The sequence below is a fragment of the Streptomyces sp. NPDC028711 genome (assembly GCF_055565415.1).
Map to the genome: position 1 here is coordinate 1 of NZ_JBVHUJ010000001.1, position 22,617 is coordinate 22,617.

Genomic DNA, 22,617 nt, shown 5'->3' on the forward strand with positions numbered 1-22,617 from the left:
CCACCCCGAAGGGCTTCATCGTTCGACTTGCATGTGTTAAGCACGCCGCCAGCGTTCGTCCTGAGCCAGGATCAAACTCTCCGTGAATGTTTACCGGCTATCCGGTGAGACACTCGCGTTGAGCGGGACAGTCAGGCCGGAATAAGGCCGACTGTCCACAGCGTCCTCGCTGTGTATGTTGCCTACCCGCCACAAGGGCCGGCAGGACTTTCAAAGGAACCTCGCCATCCGAAGATGGACGGGGTATCAACTAATCTGGCGTTGATTTTTGGCACGCTGTTGAGTTCTCAAGGAACGGACGCTTCCTTTGTACTCACCCTCTCGGGCTTTCCTCCGGGCTTCCCTTCGGTATTTCGTATTTCCAACCTTACCAGATCCGTTTCCGTTCCGTTTCCGGTTCGGAGTTTGAATCCGGCGGCCTGTCGGCTGCCTTTCGCCTCTCGGCGTTGTCACTACTTTAGCTGATCCATTCGGTGACTCATAACCGAGCCATTCGAATTCGAATTCCAGCACGCCGACCAGACCCCCGCCGGGGGCATGGTCTTCAGTAGTGGGTGGCTGCTGAGGGGGTGCTTGAAGAAGCAGGCCCTTAACCAGCTGCTCGGGCTACGTTAGGCGTTCGGTTCTCCGGAGTCAAGTCTCCGCTTCCGGGGGGTGTGGGCGCGGTACGGGCTCACCGTCGGGTCCTCGTCGATCCAGAAGCGCCAGGGGTGGGGGGCGCCTTCTCCGCCCACTCCGGTGCGGGGGCCGGTGCGGATGCGGTCCGGGTCGGGAGGGGTGCCGGTGAGGACGGTCAGCGGGGCGTCCGGGCCGTCGCAGGTGTCGGTGCCGTTCAGGGAGAGGGCGACGTCGAGGGCCGTGGCAAGACGTGCCGGGCCCTTGGCCAGCTCGTGGTCGTAGCGGGCCGAGCGCCTGCGGTGGCGGGCCTGGTCGGCGCCCCGCAGGATCTCGCCCGCGCGGAGCAGGACCCCGCTCGCGTGGCCCTCGGGGCCGCACACCAGGTTCAGGCAGTGCCACATGCCGTACGTGAAGTAGACGTACGCGTGTCCGGGCGGGCCGAACATGACGGCGTTGCGTGCCGTGCGGCCGCGGAAGGCGTGCGAGCCGGGGTCGATCGCGCCCGCGTACGCCTCCACCTCCGTGAGGCGCAGTTCCATCCGGCCCTCGTCGGTGTTGCGGACGAGGATGCGGCCGAGGAGGTCGGGGGCGACCTCGAGGACCGGGCGCTCGAAGAAGGTCCGCGGGAGCGGCGTACGGTCGGGGCTCTCGCTCATGGCGTCCGAGCGTAACGGTGACCCGCGGGGAACCGGCTACGGTCGTCGCGCGTATGTAGGGGTCAGAACCGAGAAGGAGTGAAGTTCATGGGATTCAAGAAGCTGCTCGCGAGCCTGGGTGCCGGTGGGGCCTCCGTGGAGACGGTGCTCACCGAGGAGAACGTGGTTCCGGGCGGTGTCGTCCAGGGCGAGGTGCGTATCCAGGGCGGCAGTGTCGACCAGCAGATCGAGGGGCTCTCCGTCGGGCTTCAGGCGCGGGTCGAGGTGGAGGGCGGCGACCAGGAGCAGAAGCAGGACATCGAGTTCGCCAAGCTCCGTCTGGGCGGCGCCTTCGAGGTGAAGGCCGGCGCGGTGCACGTGGTGCCGTTCGGTCTGGAGATCCCGTGGGAGACGCCGGTGACCTCCGTCGCCGGGCAGCGGCTGCGCGGCATGAACATCGGTGTGACGACCGAGCTGGAGATCGCCCGTGCCGTGGACTCGGGTGACCTGGACCCGATCAACGTGCACCCGCTGCCGGCGCAGCAGGCGATCCTGGACGCCTTCCTCCAGCTGGGCTTCCGTTTCAAGAGCGCGGACATGGAGCGCGGCCACATCCGGGGGACGCGGCAGAAGCTGCCCTTCTACCAGGAGATCGAGTTCTTCGCGCCGCAGCAGTACCGCGGTCTGAACCAGGTCGAGGTCAGCTTCGTCGCGGACGACCGTGAGATGGACGTCGTCCTGGAGATGGACAAGAAGCCGGGTCTGTTCGGTGAGGGCAGCGACTCCTTCCGTGCCTTCAAGGTGGGTCTGGACGACTTCCACACCACCGACTGGGCGGCATATCTGAACCAGTGGCTCGCCGAGGTCGGTGGCCGTCGCAACTGGCTCTAGGCTCGGCCCCGTAAGGCTTCTGAGGCAGTACGGGCGATACGGAGGTTTCGACGTGTCCGAGGGCAAGAGGGCGCCGCTCCCCCATGATTTCCATCCGCCGGTGCCGGCGTTCACCGTGGTGAGCGACGACATCGCGGCGGGTGGGGTCCTGAAGGACGCTCAGGTGTACGCGAAGGGGAACACCTCGCCGCAGCTGCGCTGGGAGGGGTTTCCGGCGGAGACGAAGAGCTTCGCCGTCACCTGTTTCGACCCGGACGCCCCGACGGGCAGCGGGTTCTGGCACTGGGTGCTGTTCGACATTCCGGTGTCGGTGACGGAGCTGCCCGCGGGTGCCGGGTCGGGTTCGTTCAAGGGGCTGCCGGCCGGGGCCGTGCACGCCAGGAACGACTACGGCTCCAAGGAGTTCGGCGGTGCGGCTCCCCCGGCGGGGGATCCGGCGCACCGCTATGTCTTCACGGTGTACGCAGTCGACAGCGAGAAGCTCGGCCCGGACGCCGATGCCTCGCCGGCGGCCGTCGGGTTCAACCTCCGCTTCCACACGCTCGGTCGGGCCCAGTTGATCGGTGAGTACGCGGCTCCCGCGGCGGGCTGATCGTTCGTTTGTTGTTTGCCCGCTTCTGGTCTTGGAGAGATCAGAAGCGGGCATCTTTTGTTGCGCGGGAAATTGCGTTGTCCGACCCCGGCCGGCCCGGCCATCGTTGATCCAGGCCCGACAGCCCCGTCCGGGGCCGGGCCTGCACACGGGAGGTGGGCACAATGCGGGACACGCTGGTACTCAACGCGAGCTTCGAGCCGCTTTCGACGGTCACTCTCAACCGTGCGGTGGTGCTTGTCCTGCAGGCCAAGGCCGTCGTCGAGCACGCCCATCCCGATCTGCGGGTGCGGGGTGCCGCGGTCGACCTTCCGGTGCCGCGGGTGATCAGGCTCTGCCGCTACGTACGGGTGCCCTTCCGAAGACAGGCCCCGTGGTCGCGGAGGGGGGTGCTGGTGCGGGACCAGCACCGGTGCGCGTACTGCGGGAGGCGGGCGACGACCGTCGACCACGTGGTGCCGCGTGCCCAGGGCGGTGGGGACAGCTGGCTGAACACGGTCGCCTCCTGCACCGAGGACAACCACCGCAAGGCCGACCGGACGCCGGAGCAGGCGGGGATGCCGCTGCTGCACCAGCCGTTCGAGCCGACGCCGGCCGACGCGATGCTGCTGGCGATGAGGGCGAGCGAGCGGTCGGAGCTTCCGGAGTGGCTGGCGAAAGCGGCCGCGTGACCCGTCTCGTACGGTGTGGGCCCGTCTTCCCCGCGTGGGGGGAGGCGGGCCCTTCCGTCGTCTCCGCTAGCGGAGCGTCAGTTGGAGGATCGCGACGACGCCGACCGCGATGATGACTCCGCGCAGCACGCCGGGGGGCAGCTTGCGGCCGACCTTGGCGCCGATCTGGCCGCCGATGGTGGAGCCGACGGCGATGAGCAGGACGGCCGTCCAGTCGAAGTCGGCGACGAAGAGGAAGAAGACGGCGGCGACGCCGTTGACGAGGGCGCCGAGGATGTTCTTGACGGCGTTGATCCGCTGCAGGTTGTCGTGGAGCAGCAGGCCCATGAGGGAGAGGTAGAGCACCCCTTGGGCGGCGCCGAAGTATCCGCCGTACATGCTGGCGAGGAAGAGGCCGACGAGGAGGACGGGGCCGCCGTCGGGGTGGGCCTCGGTGCCGGTCTGTTCGCGGCGGCGCTTGACGGCGGCGGAGATCCGGGGCTGGAAGAGGACCAGGACGAGCGCGAGGCCGATGAGGACCGGCACGATCGCGTCGAAGGCTTCGGACGGCAGCGCCAGGAGCAGGATCGCGCCGACGAGACCGCCGAGGAGGGCGGCGCCGCCGAGGCGGAGGATGCGGTTCTTCTGGCCCTTGAGTTCGCGCCGGTAGCCGATGGCTCCGCTGAGGGAACCGGGGACGAGTCCGAGGGCGTTGGAGACGTTCGCGGTGATCGGGGGGAGTCCGGTCGCGAGGAGGACGGGGAACGTGATGAGCGTTCCCGATCCGACGATGGTGTTGATGGTGCCGGCGCCGATGCCGGCGGCGAGGACTGCCAGGGCTTCCCAGATGGACAACGCCATCTCCTTACATGGTCAGTGAGTCGCCTCCCCGCCCTGAGGTCGTCAGGGTCGAGGGGCTCGCACCGATCATGCACGAGGCTTACGTGTACGTGTCAGTCAACCGACGGTTCGTCTCGCCTTTCGGTCCCGCCGTCCTTGGTGTTGAAGCCGGGGGTGCCGCCGATGCCGTTGTTGCCGAAGGCGCCGGAGAGGCCCTTGAGGGCGTCGCCGATCTCGCTGGGCACGATCCAGAGCTTGTTGGCGTCGCCCTCGGCGATCTTCGGGAGCATCTGGAGGTACTGGTACGAGAGGAGCTTCTGGTCCGGGTCGCCGGCGTGGATGGCCTCGAAGACCGTACGAACGGCCTGGGCCTCGCCCTCGGCCCGCAGGGCGGCGGCCTTGGACTCGCCCTCGGCACGGAGGATCGCGGACTGCTTCTCGCCCTCCGCGGTGAGGATCGCGGACTGGCGGGTGCCCTCGGCGGTGAGGATCGCGGCGCGCTTGTCGCGCTCGGCGCGCATCTGCTTCTCCATCGAGTCCTGGATGGAGGTCGGCGGCTCGATCGCCTTGAGCTCGACGCGGTTGACGCGGATGCCCCACTTGCCGGTGGCCTCGTCGAGGACGCCGCGGAGGGCCGCGTTGATCTCCTCGCGGGAGGTGAGGGTCCGCTCCAGGTCCATGCCACCGATGATGTTGCGCAGGGTGGTGACGGTGAGCTGCTCGATCGCCTGGATGTAGCTGGCGACCTCGTAGGTCGCGGCCCGGGCGTCGGTCACCTGGTAATAGATGACCGTGTCGATGTTGACGACCAGGTTGTCCTGGGTGATCACCGGCTGCGGCGGGAACGGGACGACCTGCTCGCGGAGGTCGATCCGGTTGCGGATCGAGTCGATGAACGGGACGACGATGTTCAGTCCCGCGTTGAGCGTGCGGGTGTAGCGGCCGAAGCGCTCCACGATCGCCGCGCTCGCCTGCGGGATGACCTGGATCGTCTTGATCAGGGCGATGAAGACGAGCACCACCAGAATGATCAGGACGATGATGACTGCTGACATCGTGTTCCCCGTGCCCTTCGCTGCCGGTTGACTGCCGGTTGGCCTTGCAAGATCGAGTTTCGCAGACGACGGAACGTCATGGGCGAGGTTCGGTCACATGACGACGGCGGTCGCTCCGTCGATCTCGACGACGTCGACCTGGTCGCCCGGCTCGAAGGTCTGTCCGGTGTCGAGCGCGCGGGCGGACCAGATCTCGCCGGCGAGCTTGATCCTGCCGCCGCCGGTGGCGTCGACCCTTTCCAGGACGACGGCCTGACGGCCCCTCAGGGCGTCGACCCCGGTGCTCAGTCCGGGTCTGCCGTCGCGGTGGCGGGCGGCGATCGGGCGTACCACCGCGAGAAGCGCCACCGAGACGACGACGAAGACGAGCACCTGGGCGACGACGCCGAAGCCGAGGGCGGCGGTCACCGCCCCGGCGACCGCTCCGACGGAGAACATGCCGAACTCCGGCATCGCGGTCAGGACCAGCGGAATGCCGAGCCCCACCGCGCCGATCAGCCACCAGACCCATGCGTCGATGTCCACATGGTCATGGTAGGGCGGTGGGGTCCTCGGGGACAGGGCGCGGGCGGCTGTGCGGGACGCCGGCGCTGTGTCCGCTACTTCAGGGGCAGTCCGTGGGCGGTCCAGCGGTCGGCGACGCGCTCGACGACGAGCGGCAGGCCGAAGCAGAGCGAGAGGTTACGGGAGGTCAGTTCCATCTCCACGGGGCCCGCGGCGAGCACCTTGCCCTGACGGATCATCAGGACGTGGGTGAAGCCGGGCGCGATCTCCTCGACATGGTGGGTGACCATGATCATGGAGGGGGCGTACGGGTCGCGGGCCAGGCGGCCGAGACGGCGGACCAGGTCCTCGCGGCCGCCGAGGTCGAGGCCGGCGGCGGGCTCGTCGAGGAGGAGGAGCTCGGGGTCGGTCATCATCGCGCGGGCGATCAGGGTGCGCTTGCGCTCGCCCTCGGAGAGGGTGCCGAACCTGCGGTCCAGGTAGTCGTTCATGCCGAGCCGGTCGAGGAAGGCCTTGGCGCGCTCCTCGTCGACCGGGTCGTAGTCCTCGTGCCAGGTGGCGGTCATGCCGTACGCGGCGGTGAGGACGGTCTGGAGGACGGTCTGGCGCTTGGGGAGCTTCTCCGCCATGGCGATGCCGGCCATGCCGATGCGGGGGCGGAGCTCGAACACGTCGGTGCCGACGCCGCCGAGCCGCTCGCCCAGGATGTCGGCGGTGCCGTTGGTGGGGAAGAGGTAGCTGGAGGCGATGTTGAGGAGGGTGGTCTTTCCGGCGCCGTTCGGGCCGAGGATGACCCAGCGCTCGCCCTCCTTGACCGACCAGGAGACATCGTCCACCAGAGCCCGTCCGTCGCGGACCACGGATACGTCCACCAGCTCCAGTACATCGCTCATGAGCGCGTTGTCTCCCCTTGCGGTCGAGTCGAGTCGTCGCCTTGCGCCGGGTGGGCGCGGCGTCCAGGGGAAAACCTACGTTATCGACGGAGCGGGGCCGTCCCTAGGGCGCCCCTCTAGTCTGGGGGGATGCTTTCGGAACCACGCTCAGGACGCCTGGCCGCTTGGGGCAACGCCCTGCTGGCCGGGGCGGTGTCGCCGGACGAGGCGGCCCTTGCCATTGTCGGGGAGGACGCGGTGCACCGCGTGGAGGGGCTGCCGGGTGAGGCACGGCCGGTGGGGCTGACGCTGGCGCTCGGCCGGCTGCGGCGGCTCGGGGTGACCGGGTGGCGGGTGGCACTGCCGGCGCCGGGGCATCCGCTGGGGCTCAGCGGGCCGCCGGACTTCAACGCGCGCGCGTTGGAGGCGGAGGAGGCGGTGGTGGGTTTCGGAGCGCCGTACGGTCTCGTGCCGGAGGTCTCCGAGGCGGGTCCCGTGGGTGACGTGCACGTGGAGGTGGTCTGGCGCTGCCTCACCGTGCGGGAGGCCCCGCCGGCGGACGTGCCCTCGCTCGGCGAGGCCGAGCGGGAACTCGCGGAGGCCCTGCGGGACGCGACGGCGGTACTGACGCGTCTGGACGTGGCGGCCTCGGGCCCGGCGGCGGACGCGGCACGTGAGGCGTACCGGGCGCGGGCGGAGGTGGGCCGCGAGGTACTGGCCCCCGGGTACCCGCCACGGGCGGTCCGGGTCCTTGAGCTGGCGCAGCGGATCGGCCTGCTTGTGGACCTGGCGTACGACCACGGTCACGGGGGTGCGGTGAGCGCGTCGGAGATGGCGGCGCGGGGGGAGGCGCTGCGGCCGGTGGAGCGGGTGGCTCGGCGGGCGCAGGTCGCGGCGTACAACGCGTATGTGGAGGAGAGGGAGCGGGAGCGGGGGGTCTGATTCTCCGCTGCGCGGTGAGCTTCGGGGTGGCGTGGCAAACCCCCGGCCGCGGGGGGATCTTCCGTGGCCGGGGGTTCGGGGGCGGGGGTCAGCCGTTGAGGGCGTGGTTGCCGAAGGCCGGGTTGAGCAGGCCGATCACGTTGACCGTGTTGCCGGAGACGTTCACGGGGACGTGGACCGGGGCCTGCACCAGGTTGCCGGAGGCGATGCCCGGCGAGTTGAGGGCCTTGCCCGTGGCCTCGGCGCCGTGGGCGGAGGCGACACCCGCGCCGGCGGCGACGATGCCACCGGCGACCATGGTGAGGGCAGCGGCCTTCTTGAGGTTCTTCACTTGGTACATCCTCCTGGTCATCGCTGCGGCCGGTCAGCCGCAGCACGCCATGGAGAACGCCGTACATCCCCATAGGTTGCGCCGAACGGGGGACATACACACGACGGTATGAAGTATTGAACGGTCGTGCGCCCGGCGCGCGAGGGGGCGCGTCAGTTGGTGTGGCCGTGGCGGACCGCCCAGAGGGCCGCCTGGGTGCGGTCCGCGAGGTCGAGTTTCATGAGGATGTTCGAGACGTGCGTCTTGACCGTCTTCTCCGAGAGGACGAGCGCACGGGCGATCTCGCGGTTGGACCGGCCGTCCGCGATCAGGCCGAGGACCTCGCGCTCCCGCTCCGTGAGCGTCGAGCCGCGTCCCGTGCCCCCCGGGGAGTCGTCCCGGGCGAGGAGCGCGTCCGCGACCTCGGGCTGGAGCAGGACGTGCCCCGCGTGGACGGAGCGGATCGCGCCGGCGAGCGCGTCGGGGTCGATGTCCTTGTAGACGTATCCGGAGGCGCCGGCGCGGAGCGCGGGGACCACCGTGCGCTGCTCGGTGAAGCTGGTGACGATCAGGACCCTGGCCGGGTTGGCGAGCTCGCGGAGCTTCTTCAGCGCCTCGATGCCGTCCGTACCGGGCATCTTCACGTCCATGAGGACGACGTCGGGGCGGAGCTCCTCGGCCCTGGCGACGCCCTCGGCGCCGTCGGAGGCCTCCCCCACGACCTCTATGTCGTCCTGTACCTCCAGGAACGTGCGCAGCCCCCGTCGGACGACCTGGTGATCGTCGACGAGCAGGACACGGATCCGGTTGTCAGCCACCGGGAACCTCCATCTCGATCGTGGCGCCCTCGCCCCTGGCCGAGGTCACGGTGAGCGATCCGCCTACGCCGCTCGCGCGGTCCCGCATGGAGACGAGGCCGAGGTGGCGCCCCGCGCTGCGGACCGTACGCGGGTCGAAGCCCTTGCCGTCGTCGGTGACGGTGAGCCGCGCGCCCTGGCCGGCGCGGGTGAGGGAGACGGTGACGAGCTGCGCGTCCGCGTGCCGCAGGGCGTTGTGCAGGGCCTCCTGGGCGACGCGGAGCACGGCCTCCTCCTGGGCGGCGGGCAGCGCGCGGGTCCCCTGGCTCTCGAAGGTGACCCGGGCGGTGTGGGCGCGGTCCAGGACCTGGATCTGGGTACGGAGGGTGTGGACGAGGCCGTCCTCGTCGAGGGCGGCGGGGCGGAGCTCGACGACGGCGGCGCGCAGTTCGTCGGCGGCCTCGGCGGCGAGCGAGGCGACCTGCTGGAGCTCGCCCTTGGCCCGGGCGGGGTCGCGGTCGACGAGGGCGGCGGCGGCCTGGGCGGTGAGCCGGAGGGAGAAGAGCTTCTGACTGACGGCGTCGTGCAGCTCGTGGGCGAGGCGGGAGCGCTCCTCGGCGATGGTGAGCTCGCGGCTGCGCTCGTACAGACGGGCGTTGGTGAGGGCGATGGCCGCGTGCTGGGCGAGGATCGAGAGCAGTTCCTCGTCCTCGGCGGTGAAGCCGCAGCCGCCGCCCTCCTTCGGGCAGCGCTTGTTCGCGAGGAAGAGGGCGCCGAGGATCTCGTCCCCGTCCCTGACGGGGAGGCCGAGGAAGTCGGACATCTCGGGGTGGGCGTCGGGCCAGCCCATGAAGCGGGGGTCCTCGCGGACGTCGGCGAGCCGCTCGGGCTCGGCCTTGTGGAGCATCGACGCGAGGATGCCGTGCTGCCGGGGCAGCGGGCCGATCGCCTTCCACTGCTCGTCGCTGACGCCGTCGACGACGAACTGGGCGAAGCCGCCGTGGTCGTCGGGGACGCCCAGGGCGGCGTACTCGGCGTCGAGCAGCTCGCGGGCGGAGGCGACGATCGTCTTGAGGACGTCGCGGACCTCCAGGTGGCGGCTCATCGCCAGGAGGGCGGTGCTCACGGCGGCCAGGCCGGAGCTCGGTCGATGGCTCATGGGGTCACCGTACCGGCGGGCCGTGACGGTGCGTATCCGTCCGGAGACCTCGGAGGAGGGGGACCGGGGACCTAGGTCGCACGGCCCCCGGGGGTGGTGTCATCCCTCAGGAGGAGGGGGCTCACTGTGTGCATTGCTGCCGCAACGGGTCGTGAGGTGGGTACCGGCCCGATGTGAGCCCGGGCATAGGACCCACATCACTTACGAAGTCCCCTAGTGGACGTCCAGAGGCCTGGGCATGGTGGGGTGAGTCCGACATAAGGGCCCTTCCGTGGCCCGTGCACGGGCCCCTGATCCACTACCCGGGATCGTACGTCACACCTTTGCCACAGGATTTTGCTGCCGCTAAGAATTGCCAACGTCGCCGCCGAGCAGGCGCAGCGCCACTCCTGGCGGAGCGACACCCCAGCGATTCGAAGAGGTAGTCCGGTATGTCTACGAACACCCCTGGCCACAGTCGTGGTCTGAAGAAGACCCACAAGGCCACGATCGCCGGCGTCGCCGCTCTGGGCGCCGCAGCGCTCACTCTCTCCCTCGTACCCGGCAACGGCAGCACCGAGACGGAGCCCGTGGCTCTCTCCGGTACCCAGCAGGTGGCCTGGTCGTACAACGCGAACAGCCCCCAGGCGAAGGCGCTGGCCGCCAGCGTCACCGAGCAGCAGACCACCATCGGTCTGAAGGCCAAGCAGGAGGCCGAGGCGAAGGCCAAGGCCGACGCGCAGGCCAAGGCCGCCGCGGCGAAGGCGAAGGCTGACGCCAAGGCCAAGGCCGATGCGAAGGCCAAGGCGGACGCCAAGGCGAAGGCCCAGGCTCAGGCGAAGGCCGCGGCGAAGAAGCGCGCCGCGGAGAAGGCGGCCGCGAGCCGTTCCGTGGCCCGTACCCCGGTCTTCGCGAACAACCTCGACGGCTGGATCCGCGAGGCGCTGTTCATCATGGACAAGCACAACATCCCGGGCACCTACAACGGCCTGCACAAGAACATCATGCGGGAGTCCAGCGGCAACCCGCGGGCCATCAACAACTGGGACATCAACGCCATCAACGGCGTCCCGTCCAAGGGTCTGCTGCAGGTCATCTACCCGACCTTCAAGGCGTACCACATCCCCGGTACCAAGTTCGACCAGTACGACCCGGTCGCCAACCTCGTCGCCGCCGCCAACTACGCGGCCGACCGCTACGGCTCGATCGACAACGTCAACAGCGCCTACTGATCCCGGTCGGTCCGCTGTCGTACGCCGAAGGGCGGCACCCCCGTGCGGGGTGCCGCCCTTCGGCGTACTGCCGTTCCCGTGGCTACTTGCGCATGACCTCGGGCTCGTGGCGGCGCAGCAGCCGCGCCACGACGACGCAGCAGACGACGGCCATCAGCAGCTGGATGCCGAGGTCCATGCTCCACTGGCCGACCGTGTGCTCCCACAGCGGGTCGGTGTTGGTGGGGTTCTTCGGGTCCCACGGCGGCATGAGGCGGGCCAGGTCGAGCGTGGTGCCGGCGCCCGCGATGCCCCAGCGGGAGGGCATCAGCCAGGCGAACTGCTCCAGGCCGGGCGAGCCGTACACCTGGAAGAGGATGCCGGTGAAGACGACCTGGATGATCGCGAACATGACCAGCAGGGGCATGGTCTTCTCGGCGGTCTTCACGAGCGCGGAGATGACCAGGCCGAACATCATCGAGGTGAGGCCGAGCGCGATCACCTGGACGCACAGCTCGACGGCCGGCGGCATGAAGAGGCCCTCCTCGGGCAGCGCCCGGGTGGAGAAGCCGATGCCGCAGATGATGACGCCCTGGAAGGCCGTGATCACACCGAGGACGATGACCTTGGACATCAGGTACGCCGAGCGGGAGAGGCCGGTGGCGCGCTCCCGTTCGTAGATGACCCGTTCCTTGATCAGTTCTCGGACGGAGTTGGCCGCGCCGCTGAAGCACATGCCGACCGCGAGGATCAGCATGATCGTGCCGGCGTCACCGTTGAAGCGGGACGGCGGCTTCGGGGAGCCCAGGCCGAAGTCGGCGGGGATGACCACCGAGACCGCGCCGAGGACGGCGGGCAGGATGACCATCAGGCCGAGGAAGCCCTTGTCGGAGGCGATCACCGACACGTAGCGGCGCATCAGGGTCCACAGCTGGGAGCCCCAGCCCTGCGGCTTCGGCGGCCTCGACATCGCCTGCTGCGGCATCTGGACGGGCTGGGCGGCGACGGCGTCGATGTCCGCGGCGTAGAGCTGGTAGTGCTGCGAGCCCTTCCAGCGGCCCGCCCAGTCGTAGTCGCGGTAGTTCTCGAAGGCGGAGAAGACATCGGCCCAGGTCGAGTAGCCGAAGAAGTTCAGCGCCTCGTCCGGCGGGCCGAAGTACGCCACCGAGCCGCCGGGGGCCATGACGAGGAGCTTGTCGCAGAGACCGAGCTCGGCCACCGAGTGGGTGACGACGAGGACCGTGCGGCCGTCGTCCGCGAGGCCGCGGAGCAGCTGCATGACGTCGCGGTCCATGCCCGGGTCGAGGCCGGAGGTCGGCTCGTCCAGGAAGATCAGCGAGGGCTTGGTGAGGAGCTCCAGGGCGACCGAGACGCGCTTGCGCTGACCACCGGAGAGGGAGGTGACCTTCTTCTCCTTGTGGATGTCGAGCTTGAGCTCGCGCAGCACCTCGTCGATCCGGGCCTCGCGCTCGGCGGTGGCGGTGTCACCGGGGAAGCGGAGCTTGGCCGCGTACCGCAGCGCCTTCTGGACGGTCAGCTCCTTGTGCAGGATGTCGTCCTGCGGGACCAGACCGATGCGCTGGCGCAGCTCGGCGAACTGCTTGTAGAGGCTCCGGTTGTCGTAGAGGACATCGCCCTCGTTGGCCGGGCGGTAGCCGGTCAGCGCCTTGAGGAGGGTGGACTTTCCGGAGCCGGACGGGCCGATGACACCGATCAGCGACTTCTCCGGGACGCCGAAGGAGACGTCCTTGAGGATCTGCTTGCCGCCGTCGACGGTGACCGTGAGGTGGCGGGCCGAGAAGGAGACCGAGCCGGTGTCGACGAACTCCTCTAGCTGGCCGCCGACGAGCCGGAAGGTCGAGTGACCGACACCGACGATGTCCTGCGGGCCGAGGAGGGCCGTGCCGCCCTTGGTGATCGGCTGACCGTTGACGTACGTGCCGTTGTGCGAGCCGAGGTCGCGGATCTCGAAGCGGCCGTCGGGCGTCGCGTGGAACTCGGCGTGGTGCCGCGAGACCTGGAGGTCGGAGACGACCAGCTCGTTCTCGAGGGCACGGCCGATCCGCATGACGTGGCCGAGGGCCAGCTGGTGGAACGTGGTGGGGCTGCGGTCCGCGTAGGCCGACGACGCCCCCGCGGCGGCGCCGTGCTGACCGTGTCCCTGCTGGTGCGGCACCTGCTGCTGCGGCGGCACGTGCTGCTGCGCGGGCGGCGGGGACTGCGGCTGCCAGCCCTGCTGCTGCGGCGGGGCCTGGTGCTGCTGGGCCTGGTGCTGCGGCGGGGCCTGGTGCGCGATCCATTCGGCCTGGGCGGCCTGCTCCGCCGCCTGGTGCGCGGGGACGTGCTGCGCCTGCGGCTGCCGGCCCTGCGGCGCTCCCTGGGCTCCGGCGGCGAGATTCAGCCGCGGGCCGTCGGTCGCGTTGCCGAGGTGGACGGCCGAGCCGGGACCGATCTCCACCTGGTGGATCCGCTGCCCGTGCAGGAACGTGCCGTTGGTCGAGCCGTGGTCCTCGATGACCCAGCTCCGGCCTCCCCAGCTGATCGTGGCGTGGCGCCACGAGACCCGGGCGTCGTCGATCACCAGGTCACCCTGCGGATCACGCCCCAGGGTGTACGACCTGGACGGATCGAGCGTCCAGGTCCTTCCATTCAATTCCAGTACGAGTTCTGGCACTCCATGCCCCACTACTTGTCCCCCGATGTACCCCCGTCGCTGGGAGTCTAGGGATGGCGAACATCGTGGGGAACTATTTCAGGCCCGGTCCCCTCTCCGAAAGTCGGGCCGCGTGAAGACCCCGCGCGGGCTCGCGGGAGAACGCTCCGGGAAGTGCCCGCGCGGTACCACACGGGCCTCCACCGGGCGGGGGCGCGGCCACTCGGGTGTCCGCTGGGCGGGACGGGGGGTCGGGTGGCACGCGGTGCCCGATACGGTGGAAGCACCATGAGCGCATCGCAGACCTCAGACGTTCCCACCCTTCTCGTCAAGATCTTCGGGAAGGACCGTCCCGGGATCACCGCGGGACTCTTCGACACCCTCGCCGCCTACTCCGTCGACGTCGTGGACATCGAGCAGGTCGTCTCCCGCGGCCGACTCGTCCTGTGCGCGCTCGTCACCGAACCGACGGTCGCCTCGCAGGGCGAGCTCAGGGCCACCGTGCACAGCTGGGCCGAGTCGCAGAAGCTGCAGGCCGAGATCATCTCCGGTACGGGTGACAACCGGCCGCGCGGCAGTGGGCGCTCCCATGTGACCGTGCTCGGGCACCCGCTGACCGCGGAGCAGACGGCGGCCATAGCGGCCAGGATCGCGGAGACCGGCGGCAACATCGACCGCATCTTCCGGCTGGCGAAGTATCCGGTCACGGCCGTCGAGTTCGCCGTGTCCGGCTGCGAGACCGAGCCGCTGCGGACCGCACTGGCCACCGAGGCGCACACCATCGGGGTCGACGTGGCGGTGGTGTCGGCCGGGCTGCACCGGCGCGCCCAGCGGCTCGTCGTCATGGACGTCGACTCGACCCTGATCCAGGACGAGGTGATCGAGCTCTTCGCGGCGCACGCCGGCTGTGAGGACAAGGTCGCCGAGGTGACGGAGGCCGCGATGCGCGGCGAGCTGGACTTCGAGCAGTCCCTGCACGCGCGGGTGGAGCTGCTCGCCGGGCTCGACGCCTCGGTGGTCGACAAGGTCCGCGCCGAGGTGCGGCTGACGCCCGGGGCGCGGACCCTGATCCGTACGCTCAAGCGGCTCGGCTACCAGGTGGGCGTCGTCTCCGGCGGGTTCACGCAGGTCACCGACGATCTGAAGGAGCGGCTCGGGCTCGACTTCGCCTCGGCCAACACCCTGGAGATCGTGGACGGCAAGCTCACCGGGCGGGTGACCGGCGAGATCGTGGACCGGGCGGGCAAGGCGCGGCTGCTGCGCCGGTTCGCGACGGAGGCCGGTGTGCCGCTGGCGCAGACGGTGGCGATCGGCGACGGGGCGAACGACCTGGACATGCTGAACGCGGCCGGGCTCGGGGTGGCGTTCAACGCGAAGCCGGTGGTGCGCCGGGCCGCGCACACGGCGGTGAACGTGCCCTTCCTGGACACCGTGCTCTATCTGCTCGGCATCACGCGGGAAGAGGTCGAGGCGGCGGACGGTCCCGAGGACCTGCTGCACTGAGCGGTGCCGACGGCGCGTGTACGCCGAAGGGGCCCGGTCGTCGTGGGACGGCCGGGCCCTTCTCCGTACGGTCCAGGGGGTGCCGGTCGGGGTGGCCCGGCCGGCGTGCCGGTCAGGCGTGCCGGTCAGGCATGCCGGTCAGGCGTGGGGCGTCCAGAAGTCGACGAGCCGTCCGGCGCCGTGCTCCAGGGACTTCCAGTCGCCGCTGAAGGTGAGAACGGCGAAGGCGGAGGTCGGGAAGCCGCTGCGGTTCATCCGGGAGAGGGTGTCGCCTTCCGCGTCGCCGGCCAGGGCGTCGGCGAGCGCGTGCACGCCGGGGTTGTGGCCGATGACCAGGAGGTCGGAGACGTCGTCCGAGGTCTCGTTGAGCAGGGCGATGAGCTCGCCGAGCGAGGCCTCGTACAGCCGCTCCTCGTACACGGTCTTGGGGCGCTCCGGAAGTGCCTGCACGGCCAGCTTCCAGGTCTCGCGCGTTCTGACGGCGGTCGAGCAGAGGGCAAGGTCGAAGGCGATACCGGTCTCGGCGAGCCTTCGGCCCGCCACGGGGGCGTCCGCGCGGCCTCGCTCGGCGAGGGGGCGCTCGTGGTCGGACTCCTGGTTCCAGTCCGCCTTCGCGTGTCGGAGCAGCACGATCCTGCGGGATGTATCGACGCTCATGGTCATCAGCTTCGCACGAAACGGCCCGCGCCGACTCAGAGAGAGAACGTTTGCTGGATCTGCTCCAGGACGCCGCCGACCCCCGGATCACCAGCCGCCGCGTGAGCCCCGCCGGGCCCTGCTATCAGCAGCAGCAGTGCGGTGAACGCGGCCACGGGGAGGACGAGCGCCCACCAGGGCAGCCGGGTGTCGACGCCGGTCGGCAGGGGCCGGGTGCTGGTGTGCGATCGGGCCGTCATGGCCGCCTCCGAGGGGTGGGGAACCGCTTTTCCGCGTTGTCTCCAACGTACGGATCGGGGGTCCTCCGGCCCATCAGGTGATCCACCCAGTTCACCCTGACACTCACCCCCTAGGGGATGCGGGGGTTGTCCCCACCCCCGGGGGTCACGGCGAGGCGAGCGAGGCGATGACGCCGATGACCACCGTGATGCCGATCATCGCGCCGAACACGATGAGCAGCTTCTTCTGGCCGTTCGGGGGGTTGGGTTCGAGAACTGGCATGGCCCCAGTCTCTCATCTCAGTACTCGTCCTCGACGGTCCGGTCCCGGCCCGCCAGGACGCCGACGATCATCTGCGGCACCATGAGTCCGCCCATGAGCGCGATCGGCAGTTCCCAGCCGCCGCTGTGCTGGTAGAGCACGCCGACGAGGAGGGGGCCCGGGATCGAGATGAGGTAGCCGACGCTCTGCGCGAAGGCGGAGAGTCGGACGACTCCGCCGCCGGTGCGCGAGCGCATGCCGATCATGGTGAGGGCGAGCGGGAAGGCGCAGTTGGAGACGCCGAGCAGCAGCGCCCAGGCCCAGGCGCCGGCGGCCGGGGCGAGGAGGAGTCCGGTGTACCCGCCGAGGCCGCAGAGGCCGAGCGCGACGACGATCGGGCCCTGGGTCCTCATCCGGGTGGCGAGCCGGGGGATGACGAAGGCGAGCGGGACGCCCATGACCATGGTGACGGCGAGGAGCACGCCCGCGGTGGAGGCGGGGACGCCGGCGTCGCGGAAGATCTGCGGCATCCAGCCCATGGTGATGTAGGCGCCGGTGGCCTGGAGGCCGAAGAAGCAGCCGAGGGCCCAGGCGGTACGGCTGCGGGTGATGCGGGACGGGGCGGCGGCGGCCCGCGCGGTGACGGTGGGCGGGGTCGGGGCCGGGATCGAGGCCGGGGCCGGGGACGAGGCCGGGGCCGGGGCCGGGGCCGGGGCCGGGGCCGGGATCGAGGCCGGGGCCTGGGACGAGGACGCGGCCGGGGTCGCAGTCGGGGTCGCGGCCGGGGGTCCTCCCGCGTTCGTGACCGCTTCTGCGGCAGCGCCCTTCCCCGTGCCTCCCGAGCCGTCGCGGTCGCGCAGCAGCGGGAGCCAGGGCAGGACGGCGAGTGCGGCGACGGCCGCCCAGACGCCGAGTCCGGCGCGCCAGTCCCCGCCGAGGGCGTCGGTCATCGGGACGGTCGCGGCCGCGGCGACGGAGGTGCCGAGGGCGAGCGCCATGGAGTACAGGCCGGTCATGCTGCCGACGCGGTCGGGGAAGTACCGCTTGACGATGACGGGCATCAGGACGTTGCTGACGGCGATGCCCATCAGGGCGAGGGCGCTGGCGGCGAGGAAGCCGGCGGTGCCGCCCGCGAAGGGCCGCAGGACGAGGCCCGTGAAGATCGCGGCCATGCCCGCGCAGACCACGGCGACGGGGCCGAAGCGGCGGGCGAGGCGGGGGGCCGTGATGCCGAAGACCGCGAAGCAGAGCGGGGGTACGGAGGTGAGGACGCCGGCGACGCTGCCGCTCATGTGGAGGCCCTGGCTGACCTCTTCGAGGAGGGCGCCGAGGCTGGTGATGGCGGGGCGCAGGTTCAGCGCGGCCAGGACGAGTCCGACGGTGACGAGCCCGAGGGTCCAGCGGTGCGCGGGGGCCGCGGTGCCGGAGGGGGCGCCCCCGCCGGTCCGGTGGTCGCGGTCCGGTGCGGGAGAATCCGCTGCGGTGGCGGCCGGTCCCGGCGCCGCCTTGGTGGCCGCCGGAGCGGTGGTCCTGGCCGTTCGCGCGGCAGGGTCGAGGGTCTTCGGCTCGTCAGGCATGAGGCCATCATAGAATCATGGGATGATTGGTTGTCCAATGTCGAACGACCAGTCCCGAACGAATGGGAAGGTGCTTCATGGCCCTCGGTCACCCGCGGCGCTCAGGCCTCTCCGACCAGGTGATCGCCGAGCTGCGGAACCAGATCACCTCGGGCGAGTGGCCGGTCGGTTCACGCATCCCGACGGAACCCGAGCTGGTCGAGCAGCTGGGAGTGGCCCGTAACACCGTGCGCGAGGCCGTACGGGCGCTCGCCCACAACGGGCTGCTCGACATCCGCCAGGGCTCCGGCACCTACGTCATCGCCACCAGTGAGCTGGCGGGCGTCATGCACCGCCGCTTCGCCGGTTCCGACCCCCGGCACGTCGCCGAGCTGCGCTCGACGCTGGAGTCCGCGGCGGCGCGGTTCGCGGCCGGGCGGCGCACCGAGCGGGATCTGAAGCAGCTCGACGCCCTGCTCGTACGCCGGGAGGAGGCGTGGGAGTCCGGTGACGCGGAGCGGTTCGTGACGACCGACGCGGCCTTCCACCACGCGGTCGTCGCCGCCTCGGGCAACGAGGTGCTCACGGAGCTGTACGCGGACCTCGGCGATCTGCTGCGGGAGTGGCTGCGCGACGACGTGGGGCAGGTCCTTCGGCCCGAGAACCACATGGACCACGCGCGTCTGGTGGACGCGATCCGGGACGGCGACGCGGAGCGGGCCGGTACCGAGGCGGCCGGCTACCCCTTCATGTGCCTGCGGAGCCCCGAGCGGGAGGCGGTCACGGAGCCTGGTCCGCCGGCTGGTGCGTGACCCAGGCGGCCCGGACCTCTTTCCAGCAGCGTCCGGTGACCTGCGCGTGGGCGGCGGGTTCGACGTCCACGGGCGCGCTGTCGCTGTCGACGTCCCACCAGCGCTCGCACTCGACGTGGAGGCGAACCCGGTCGGTGCTCGGGAACGGGTTGCGGCAGTGGGCGGTGACGCGGGAGCCCTGGACGACGGTGCGGCAGGAGGCGCCGAAGTTCTCCGGCTCGTCGGCCGCGGGGGCGGTGACGGGGAGTTCCTCGGTGGGGGCGGGGGCGGCTCGTACCTCGGCGGCGACGGCTATTCCGGTGAGCAGTACGGCTACGGAGGCGAAGGCTCCGAAGCCGTTGCGTATGGCGTGCATACCCGTACCTCCTCCCCGTCCGTAAAAGGAACCGCAGTAGCAGGAACTTCACGCTCTGCCCCAGTCTGGGGTGGTTCGCTCGACTTTTCGACTCGGGCAGGAGTTGCGGAAACGCGAGAGCCGTGGGCCGCCGGGGGGGGCGGGCCACGGCCCTCTTCAGCTGCTTGGCGCGCGCTAGGCGCCGATCGCGTGCAGACCGCCGTCCACGTGGACGATCTCGCCCGTCGTCTTCGGGAACCAGTCGGAGAGCAGCGCCACGACGCCACGGCCGGCCGGCTCGGGGTCGGCGAGGTTCCACTCCAGCGGGGAGCGGCTGTCCCAGACGGCGGCCAGCTCGCTGAAGCCCGGGATGGACTTGGCGGCCATCGACCCGATCGGGCCCGCCGAGATCAGGTTGCAGCGGATGTTCTGCTTGCCCAGGTCGCGGGCCATGTAGCGGCTGGTGGCCTCGAGGGCGGCCTTGGCCGGGCCCATCCAGTCGTACTGCGGCCAGGCGTACTGCGCGTCGAAGGTGAGGCCGACGACCGAGCCGCCCTCCGTCATCAGCGGCAGCAGCGACGTCGTCAGCGACTTCAGCGAGAAGGCGGAGACGTGCATCGCCGTGGCGACCGACTCGAACGGCGTGTTGAGGAAGTTGCCGCCGAGCGCGTCCTGCGGGGCGAAGCCGATCGAGTGCACGATGCCGTCGAGACGGTCACCGAGGTGCTCGCGGACCTGGCCCTCGAGACGGGCGAGGTGCTCGTCGTTCGAGACGTCGAGCTCCAGGACCTTGACGTTCTCGGGCCTGGGGAGCTTCCTGGCGATGCGCTCGGTCAGCGACGGCCGCGGCCACGCCGTGAGGATGATCTCGGCACCCTGCTCCTGGGCCAGCTTGGCGGTGTGGAAGGCGATGGAGGACTCCATCAGCACACCGGTGATCAGGATGCGCTTGCCTTCGAGAATTCCGCTCATGGTGATCAGTGACCCATGCCCAATCCGCCGTCAACCGGGATGACGGCTCCAGTGATGTACGAGGCGTCGTCGGAGGCGAGGAACTTCACCGTGGCGGCGATCTCCTCCGGCTGCGCGTAGCGACCCAGCGGCACCTGGGACACGATGCCGGCGCGCTGCTCGTCGGTGAGCACCGCGGTCATGTCGGTGTCGACGAAACCGGGGGCGACGACGTTGAAGGTGATGTTGCGGGAGCCGAGCTCCCGCGCGAGGGAGCGGGCGAAGCCGACCAGGCCTGCCTTGGAGGCGGCGTAGTTGGCCTGACCCGCGGAGCCCAGCAGACCGACGACCGAGGAGATCAGGACGACGCGGCCCTTCTTGGCGCGCAGCATCGCCCGGTTGGCACGCTTGACGACCCGGAAGGTGCCGGTGAGGTTGGTGTCGATGACGGATGTGAAGTCGTCCTCGGACATGCGCAGGAGGAGCTGGTCCTTCGTCACGCCGGCGTTGGCCACGAGGACCTCCACCGGACCGTGCTTCTCCTCGATCTCCTTGTACGCCTGCTCGACCTGCTCGCCGTCGGTGATGTCGCACCGGACGGCCAGGAAGCCCTCGGGCGGCTCGCCGGAGCGGTACGTGATCGCGACCTTGTCGCCGGCCTCGGCGAACGCGCGGGCGATGGCGAGGCCGATGCCCCGGTTTCCTCCGGTGACGAGAACCGAGCGGCTCAACGGATCACCCTTTCGATAGCGGTCTGGTAGCCGAAAACCTATCGGTATCGCCCCCGACATGAGGAATCGACCTCCGACAGTGGCGTACGGGTGTCACTGTCGGGTCCCTACAGCTCGGGGGCGGTGCCGGTCGGCGGCCCGCCGTCCGCCGGACGGCCCCGGGCCGTCCCTGACGTGGCCCTCCGTGGCTCTACGGGGCCCTGAGGTCGGCCTGGGAGAGCTCGCCGCACAGCTCGTCGAGTGTCCGGTCGTACAGCACGGACCGGTGCGCGAGCACGTTCCTCGTGGTGACGAGGAGCCGCAGGAGCCGCGCGTCGGCCGGGGGGAGGGCGAGCGCCCCGCTGATGTGGGCCCGCAGCAGCTCCCCGACCTGTAGTTCCAGGAAGGCCCGCTCGGGGGCGGCGCCCAGGTGGGCGGGGGGACGGTCGGCGTGGTCGGCGACGACTGCGGCGACCGGCCGGTTGAGGTGGCCGAGCGCCCGGACGGCGAGGCGCTGCCGGGCCTCCTCGATCCAGGGTGCGAGGACCCGTTGCTGCGCCTGGGAGACCAGGGCGTCGAGCCGGGCCCGTACGTCGGCGTCGCCCGGACCGTACGTCGGAGCCGCCGGGTGCCAGACGCCCACGTGCGCGCGGAGCCGGCCCTCCCAGGAGACGACGGCGCCCCTGGCCCACGCCTGGCGGAGTTCCGCGCCGGGCCGGAGGAGGGCGCCGATCCGTCGCAGCGGCGGGCAGTCGGCCGGGGCGGGGCCGCCGGGCAGCCGGGCGAGGCAGTGGCCGAGGACGGCGCCGAGGGTGTGCTGGGTGCCGTCCCACTCCAGGGCGAGCAGCCGCGCGAGCTCCAGGTCGGGGCCGCAGATCTCGACGACGGTCTCGGACCGCACCGCGCGGCGTATCCGCTCCCTCAGCGGGTCGCGGTCGCGTCCGGAGGTGTCGGGCACGTGGTCGAGGATCGGCGCGATCGCGGTGGCCGTGTCGAGCCTGCCGAGCGCGCCCCACCACCAGTGCACGGCCGTGTCGCCGAGGCCGTGCCGGAGCTCGTCGGGGAGCGATTCCGGCAGGTCGCCGACGCGGGCGACGACCAGGAGGCGGGGGCGTTCGCCCGGGGGGAGCCCGGCCGCCCTGACGGCGGCGGCGAGGAGGCGGAACAGCCGCTCGACGTCGGTGCCGCGCGTTCCGGTGCCGGCGGGCGGCCGCCCACCCGCGCGCGTGTCCGTGTCCGTACGGCCGTCACCCGGGCCCGTCCCCGTACCGCCGTCGTTCTCCGCCCAGGCGCGGATGCCGACGACCGGGCGGCGGTCACGGCCCGGGGCGACCAGGGCGGCGACGGCGTCGTCCGCGTCGACCGAGAGCTCCTTGCCGAGGCGGGCGAGGAGCCCGTGGGGGTCGTGCCGGGGGCCGGCGGGCCGTGCCCGGGGCGCCGGCACGCGGGGCGGGCGGCCTTCGAGGGACCAGCCGAGGTCGAGGTCGAAGCCGTCGTCGGGCAGGTCGAGAAAGGGCAGTTCATCGGCGTCCGCCCACCAGTCCGGTTCCTCCTCCGCGGCGGCCGGCTCCGGCGCGGGCTCCTCCTCGCGCGCGCGTGCGGACGCGGGTGCCGGTACGTCGACGCGTACCGGAGTGCCGTACAGCGCACCCCGGTACAGCTCGTCCGCGAGCCCCGACTCCACCATGGCGTCGGTGACGAGCCAGAGGCAGTTGAGCCCGGCGGCGAGGTCCGCGACGACCCCGCGCAGCCGGCCCCGCACGCCCGGCAGGTCACCGGTCGGCACGGCGGGCGGGTCCGTGAGAAACGGCGATCTGTCCGTCCGCATGGCGGGCGGGTCCGTGAGATCCGGCGACCTGCCCGTCCGCGCGGCGGGCGGGTCCGTGCGGGAGTCCGTCTCCGTCAC

The 22,617-nt window shown here is 70.9% G+C and carries 24 protein-coding genes and 1 rRNA gene; 7 read left to right on the forward strand and 18 right to left on the reverse strand.

From position 1 onward, the window contains the following. A 16S ribosomal RNA gene (locus ACZ4VK_RS00005) occupies window positions 1-87 on the reverse strand; the annotation flags it as partial. A 524-nt stretch (window positions 88-611) separates the two neighbouring features. Then, entirely contained in the window at window positions 612-1,274 is a 663-nt protein-coding gene (locus ACZ4VK_RS00010) for a DNA-3-methyladenine glycosylase (RefSeq protein WP_468346801.1), read from the reverse strand. Between the two features lie 87 nt (window positions 1,275-1,361). Here ACZ4VK_RS00010 and ACZ4VK_RS00015 point away from each other — a divergent pair, with 87 nt between their 5' ends. From ACZ4VK_RS00015 to ACZ4VK_RS00025, 3 genes are all read left to right on the forward strand, one after another. Next, window positions 1,362-2,144, forward strand: a complete 783-nt coding sequence (locus ACZ4VK_RS00015; RefSeq protein ID WP_468346803.1) for a sporulation protein — start codon at window positions 1,362-1,364, stop codon at window positions 2,142-2,144. Window positions 2,145-2,196: 52 nt separating this feature from the next. After that, window positions 2,197-2,736, forward strand: a complete 540-nt coding sequence (locus tag ACZ4VK_RS00020; protein WP_468346805.1) for a YbhB/YbcL family Raf kinase inhibitor-like protein — start codon at window positions 2,197-2,199, stop codon at window positions 2,734-2,736. Between the two features lie 164 nt (window positions 2,737-2,900). Continuing rightward, window positions 2,901-3,407, forward strand: coding sequence for an HNH endonuclease (locus tag ACZ4VK_RS00025; protein WP_468346807.1), 507 nt, complete (start codon window positions 2,901-2,903; stop codon window positions 3,405-3,407). A gap of 66 nt (window positions 3,408-3,473) precedes the next feature. Here the strand turns inward: ACZ4VK_RS00025 and ACZ4VK_RS00030 are convergent, their stop codons facing one another. The 4 genes from ACZ4VK_RS00030 to ACZ4VK_RS00045 form a co-directional block, all read right to left on the reverse strand. Beyond that, window positions 3,474-4,247, reverse strand: a complete 774-nt coding sequence (locus ACZ4VK_RS00030) for a sulfite exporter TauE/SafE family protein (RefSeq protein ID WP_468346808.1) — start codon at window positions 4,245-4,247, stop codon at window positions 3,474-3,476. 92 nt (window positions 4,248-4,339) lie between these two features. Then, complete coding sequence (locus ACZ4VK_RS00035; RefSeq protein WP_468346810.1) at window positions 4,340-5,281, reverse strand: SPFH domain-containing protein; 942 nt, start codon at window positions 5,279-5,281, stop codon at window positions 4,340-4,342. Window positions 5,282-5,374: 93 nt separating this feature from the next. Further along, on the reverse strand, window positions 5,375-5,806 hold the full coding sequence (locus ACZ4VK_RS00040) for an NfeD family protein (RefSeq protein WP_468346811.1): 432 nt from the start codon (window positions 5,804-5,806) through the stop codon (window positions 5,375-5,377). Between the two features lie 74 nt (window positions 5,807-5,880). Further along, entirely contained in the window at window positions 5,881-6,678 is a 798-nt protein-coding gene (locus ACZ4VK_RS00045) for an ABC transporter ATP-binding protein (protein ID WP_468346813.1), read from the reverse strand. A gap of 129 nt (window positions 6,679-6,807) precedes the next feature. Between ACZ4VK_RS00045 and ACZ4VK_RS00050 the strand changes: the two genes are divergently transcribed. Further along, window positions 6,808-7,599, forward strand: coding sequence for a hypothetical protein (locus ACZ4VK_RS00050; RefSeq protein WP_468346815.1), 792 nt, complete (start codon window positions 6,808-6,810; stop codon window positions 7,597-7,599). 88 nt (window positions 7,600-7,687) lie between these two features. On the opposite strand, the gene ACZ4VK_RS00055 is transcribed toward ACZ4VK_RS00050, so the two are convergent. From ACZ4VK_RS00055 to ACZ4VK_RS00065, 3 genes are all read right to left on the reverse strand, one after another. After that, entirely contained in the window at window positions 7,688-7,930 is a 243-nt protein-coding gene (locus tag ACZ4VK_RS00055) for a chaplin (protein ID WP_468346817.1), read from the reverse strand. Between the two features lie 152 nt (window positions 7,931-8,082). Continuing rightward, complete coding sequence (locus ACZ4VK_RS00060; RefSeq protein ID WP_468346819.1) at window positions 8,083-8,727, reverse strand: response regulator; 645 nt, start codon at window positions 8,725-8,727, stop codon at window positions 8,083-8,085. Continuing rightward, window positions 8,720-9,865: a GAF domain-containing sensor histidine kinase gene (locus ACZ4VK_RS00065; protein WP_468346821.1), complete on the reverse strand. Its 1,146-nt coding sequence runs from the start codon at window positions 9,863-9,865 to the stop codon at window positions 8,720-8,722. The genes ACZ4VK_RS00060 and ACZ4VK_RS00065 overlap by 8 nt, the downstream gene beginning before the upstream one ends. 431 nt (window positions 9,866-10,296) lie before the next feature. Here ACZ4VK_RS00065 and ACZ4VK_RS00070 point away from each other — a divergent pair, with 431 nt between their 5' ends. Continuing rightward, window positions 10,297-11,076 (forward strand): transglycosylase SLT domain-containing protein, encoded by a 780-nt coding sequence (locus ACZ4VK_RS00070; RefSeq protein ID WP_468346823.1) that lies wholly within the window; start codon window positions 10,297-10,299, stop codon window positions 11,074-11,076. An 82-nt stretch (window positions 11,077-11,158) separates the two neighbouring features. On the opposite strand, the gene ACZ4VK_RS00075 is transcribed toward ACZ4VK_RS00070, so the two are convergent. Next, window positions 11,159-13,741, reverse strand: coding sequence for an ABC transporter ATP-binding protein/permease (locus ACZ4VK_RS00075; RefSeq protein ID WP_468346825.1), 2,583 nt, complete (start codon window positions 13,739-13,741; stop codon window positions 11,159-11,161). A 255-nt stretch (window positions 13,742-13,996) separates the two neighbouring features. On the opposite strand from ACZ4VK_RS00075, the gene serB reads away from it, so the two are divergent. Then, window positions 13,997-15,211: a phosphoserine phosphatase SerB gene (gene serB / locus ACZ4VK_RS00080; RefSeq protein WP_468346827.1), complete on the forward strand. Its 1,215-nt coding sequence runs from the start codon at window positions 13,997-13,999 to the stop codon at window positions 15,209-15,211. A gap of 138 nt (window positions 15,212-15,349) precedes the next feature. Here serB and ACZ4VK_RS00085 read toward each other — a convergent pair whose 3' ends face one another. From ACZ4VK_RS00085 to ACZ4VK_RS00100, 4 genes are all read right to left on the reverse strand, one after another. Then, window positions 15,350-15,868 carry a SixA phosphatase family protein gene (locus ACZ4VK_RS00085; protein WP_468346829.1) on the reverse strand — a complete coding sequence of 173 codons (519 nt, stop codon included), beginning with the start codon at window positions 15,866-15,868 and terminating at the stop codon, window positions 15,350-15,352. A 35-nt stretch (window positions 15,869-15,903) separates the two neighbouring features. Then, window positions 15,904-16,107 (reverse strand): hypothetical protein, encoded by a 204-nt coding sequence (locus ACZ4VK_RS00090; RefSeq protein WP_468346831.1) that lies wholly within the window; start codon window positions 16,105-16,107, stop codon window positions 15,904-15,906. A 145-nt stretch (window positions 16,108-16,252) separates the two neighbouring features. Beyond that, window positions 16,253-16,369 (reverse strand): SGM_5486 family transporter-associated protein, encoded by a 117-nt coding sequence (locus ACZ4VK_RS00095; RefSeq protein WP_366446183.1) that lies wholly within the window; start codon window positions 16,367-16,369, stop codon window positions 16,253-16,255. Between the two features lie 17 nt (window positions 16,370-16,386). Next, entirely contained in the window at window positions 16,387-17,925 is a 1,539-nt protein-coding gene (locus ACZ4VK_RS00100) for a CynX/NimT family MFS transporter (protein WP_468346834.1), read from the reverse strand. Between the two features lie 77 nt (window positions 17,926-18,002). Here ACZ4VK_RS00100 and ACZ4VK_RS00105 point away from each other — a divergent pair, with 77 nt between their 5' ends. Further along, window positions 18,003-18,716: a FadR/GntR family transcriptional regulator gene (locus ACZ4VK_RS00105; RefSeq protein ID WP_468346836.1), complete on the forward strand. Its 714-nt coding sequence runs from the start codon at window positions 18,003-18,005 to the stop codon at window positions 18,714-18,716. Here the strand turns inward: ACZ4VK_RS00105 and ACZ4VK_RS00110 are convergent. From ACZ4VK_RS00110 to ACZ4VK_RS00125, 4 genes are all read right to left on the reverse strand, one after another. After that, window positions 18,685-19,071 carry a hypothetical protein gene (locus ACZ4VK_RS00110; RefSeq protein ID WP_468346838.1) on the reverse strand — a complete coding sequence of 129 codons (387 nt, stop codon included), beginning with the start codon at window positions 19,069-19,071 and terminating at the stop codon, window positions 18,685-18,687. The two genes, ACZ4VK_RS00105 and ACZ4VK_RS00110, sit on opposite strands and share 32 nt — an antisense overlap. A 174-nt stretch (window positions 19,072-19,245) precedes the next feature. Beyond that, the gene (gene fabI, locus ACZ4VK_RS00115) at window positions 19,246-20,022 is read right to left on the reverse strand and encodes an enoyl-ACP reductase FabI (RefSeq protein WP_468346839.1); all 777 of its coding nucleotides are present in this window, start codon (window positions 20,020-20,022) and stop codon (window positions 19,246-19,248) included. Between the two features lie 5 nt (window positions 20,023-20,027). Continuing rightward, a complete protein-coding gene (gene fabG, locus ACZ4VK_RS00120; protein WP_468346841.1) occupies window positions 20,028-20,732 on the reverse strand; it encodes a 3-oxoacyl-[acyl-carrier-protein] reductase in 705 nt (234 codons plus the stop codon). A 190-nt stretch (window positions 20,733-20,922) separates the two neighbouring features. After that, entirely contained in the window at window positions 20,923-22,617 is a 1,695-nt protein-coding gene (locus ACZ4VK_RS00125; protein WP_468346843.1) for a hypothetical protein, read from the reverse strand.

Excerpts from the sequence above, each read along its gene's own strand:
- ACZ4VK_RS00025 (WP_468346807.1), top strand. The coding sequence starts at position 2,901 with ATGCGGGACACGCTGGTACTCAACGCGAGCTTCGAGCCGCTTTCGACG.
- ACZ4VK_RS00110 (WP_468346838.1), bottom strand. The coding sequence starts at position 19,071 with ATGCACGCCATACGCAACGGCTTCGGAGCCTTCGCCTCCGTAGCCGTA.
- ACZ4VK_RS00100 (WP_468346834.1), bottom strand. The coding sequence starts at position 17,925 with ATGCCTGACGAGCCGAAGACCCTCGACCCTGCCGCGCGAACGGCCAGG.
- ACZ4VK_RS00105 (WP_468346836.1), top strand. The coding sequence starts at position 18,003 with ATGGCCCTCGGTCACCCGCGGCGCTCAGGCCTCTCCGACCAGGTGATC.
- ACZ4VK_RS00010 (WP_468346801.1), bottom strand. The coding sequence starts at position 1,274 with ATGAGCGAGAGCCCCGACCGTACGCCGCTCCCGCGGACCTTCTTCGAG.
- serB (WP_468346827.1), top strand. The coding sequence starts at position 13,997 with ATGAGCGCATCGCAGACCTCAGACGTTCCCACCCTTCTCGTCAAGATC.
- ACZ4VK_RS00065 (WP_468346821.1), bottom strand. The coding sequence starts at position 9,865 with ATGAGCCATCGACCGAGCTCCGGCCTGGCCGCCGTGAGCACCGCCCTC.
- ACZ4VK_RS00045 (WP_468346813.1), bottom strand. The coding sequence starts at position 6,678 with ATGAGCGATGTACTGGAGCTGGTGGACGTATCCGTGGTCCGCGACGGA.
- ACZ4VK_RS00095 (WP_366446183.1), bottom strand. The coding sequence starts at position 16,369 with ATGCCAGTTCTCGAACCCAACCCCCCGAACGGCCAGAAGAAGCTGCTC.
- ACZ4VK_RS00015 (WP_468346803.1), top strand. The coding sequence starts at position 1,362 with ATGGGATTCAAGAAGCTGCTCGCGAGCCTGGGTGCCGGTGGGGCCTCC.
- ACZ4VK_RS00050 (WP_468346815.1), top strand. The coding sequence starts at position 6,808 with ATGCTTTCGGAACCACGCTCAGGACGCCTGGCCGCTTGGGGCAACGCC.
- ACZ4VK_RS00030 (WP_468346808.1), bottom strand. The coding sequence starts at position 4,247 with ATGGCGTTGTCCATCTGGGAAGCCCTGGCAGTCCTCGCCGCCGGCATC.
- ACZ4VK_RS00085 (WP_468346829.1), bottom strand. The coding sequence starts at position 15,868 with ATGAGCGTCGATACATCCCGCAGGATCGTGCTGCTCCGACACGCGAAG.
- ACZ4VK_RS00070 (WP_468346823.1), top strand. The coding sequence starts at position 10,297 with ATGTCTACGAACACCCCTGGCCACAGTCGTGGTCTGAAGAAGACCCAC.
- ACZ4VK_RS00035 (WP_468346810.1), bottom strand. The coding sequence starts at position 5,281 with ATGTCAGCAGTCATCATCGTCCTGATCATTCTGGTGGTGCTCGTCTTC.
- fabI (WP_468346839.1), bottom strand. The coding sequence starts at position 20,022 with ATGAGCGGAATTCTCGAAGGCAAGCGCATCCTGATCACCGGTGTGCTG.
- ACZ4VK_RS00090 (WP_468346831.1), bottom strand. The coding sequence starts at position 16,107 with ATGACGGCCCGATCGCACACCAGCACCCGGCCCCTGCCGACCGGCGTC.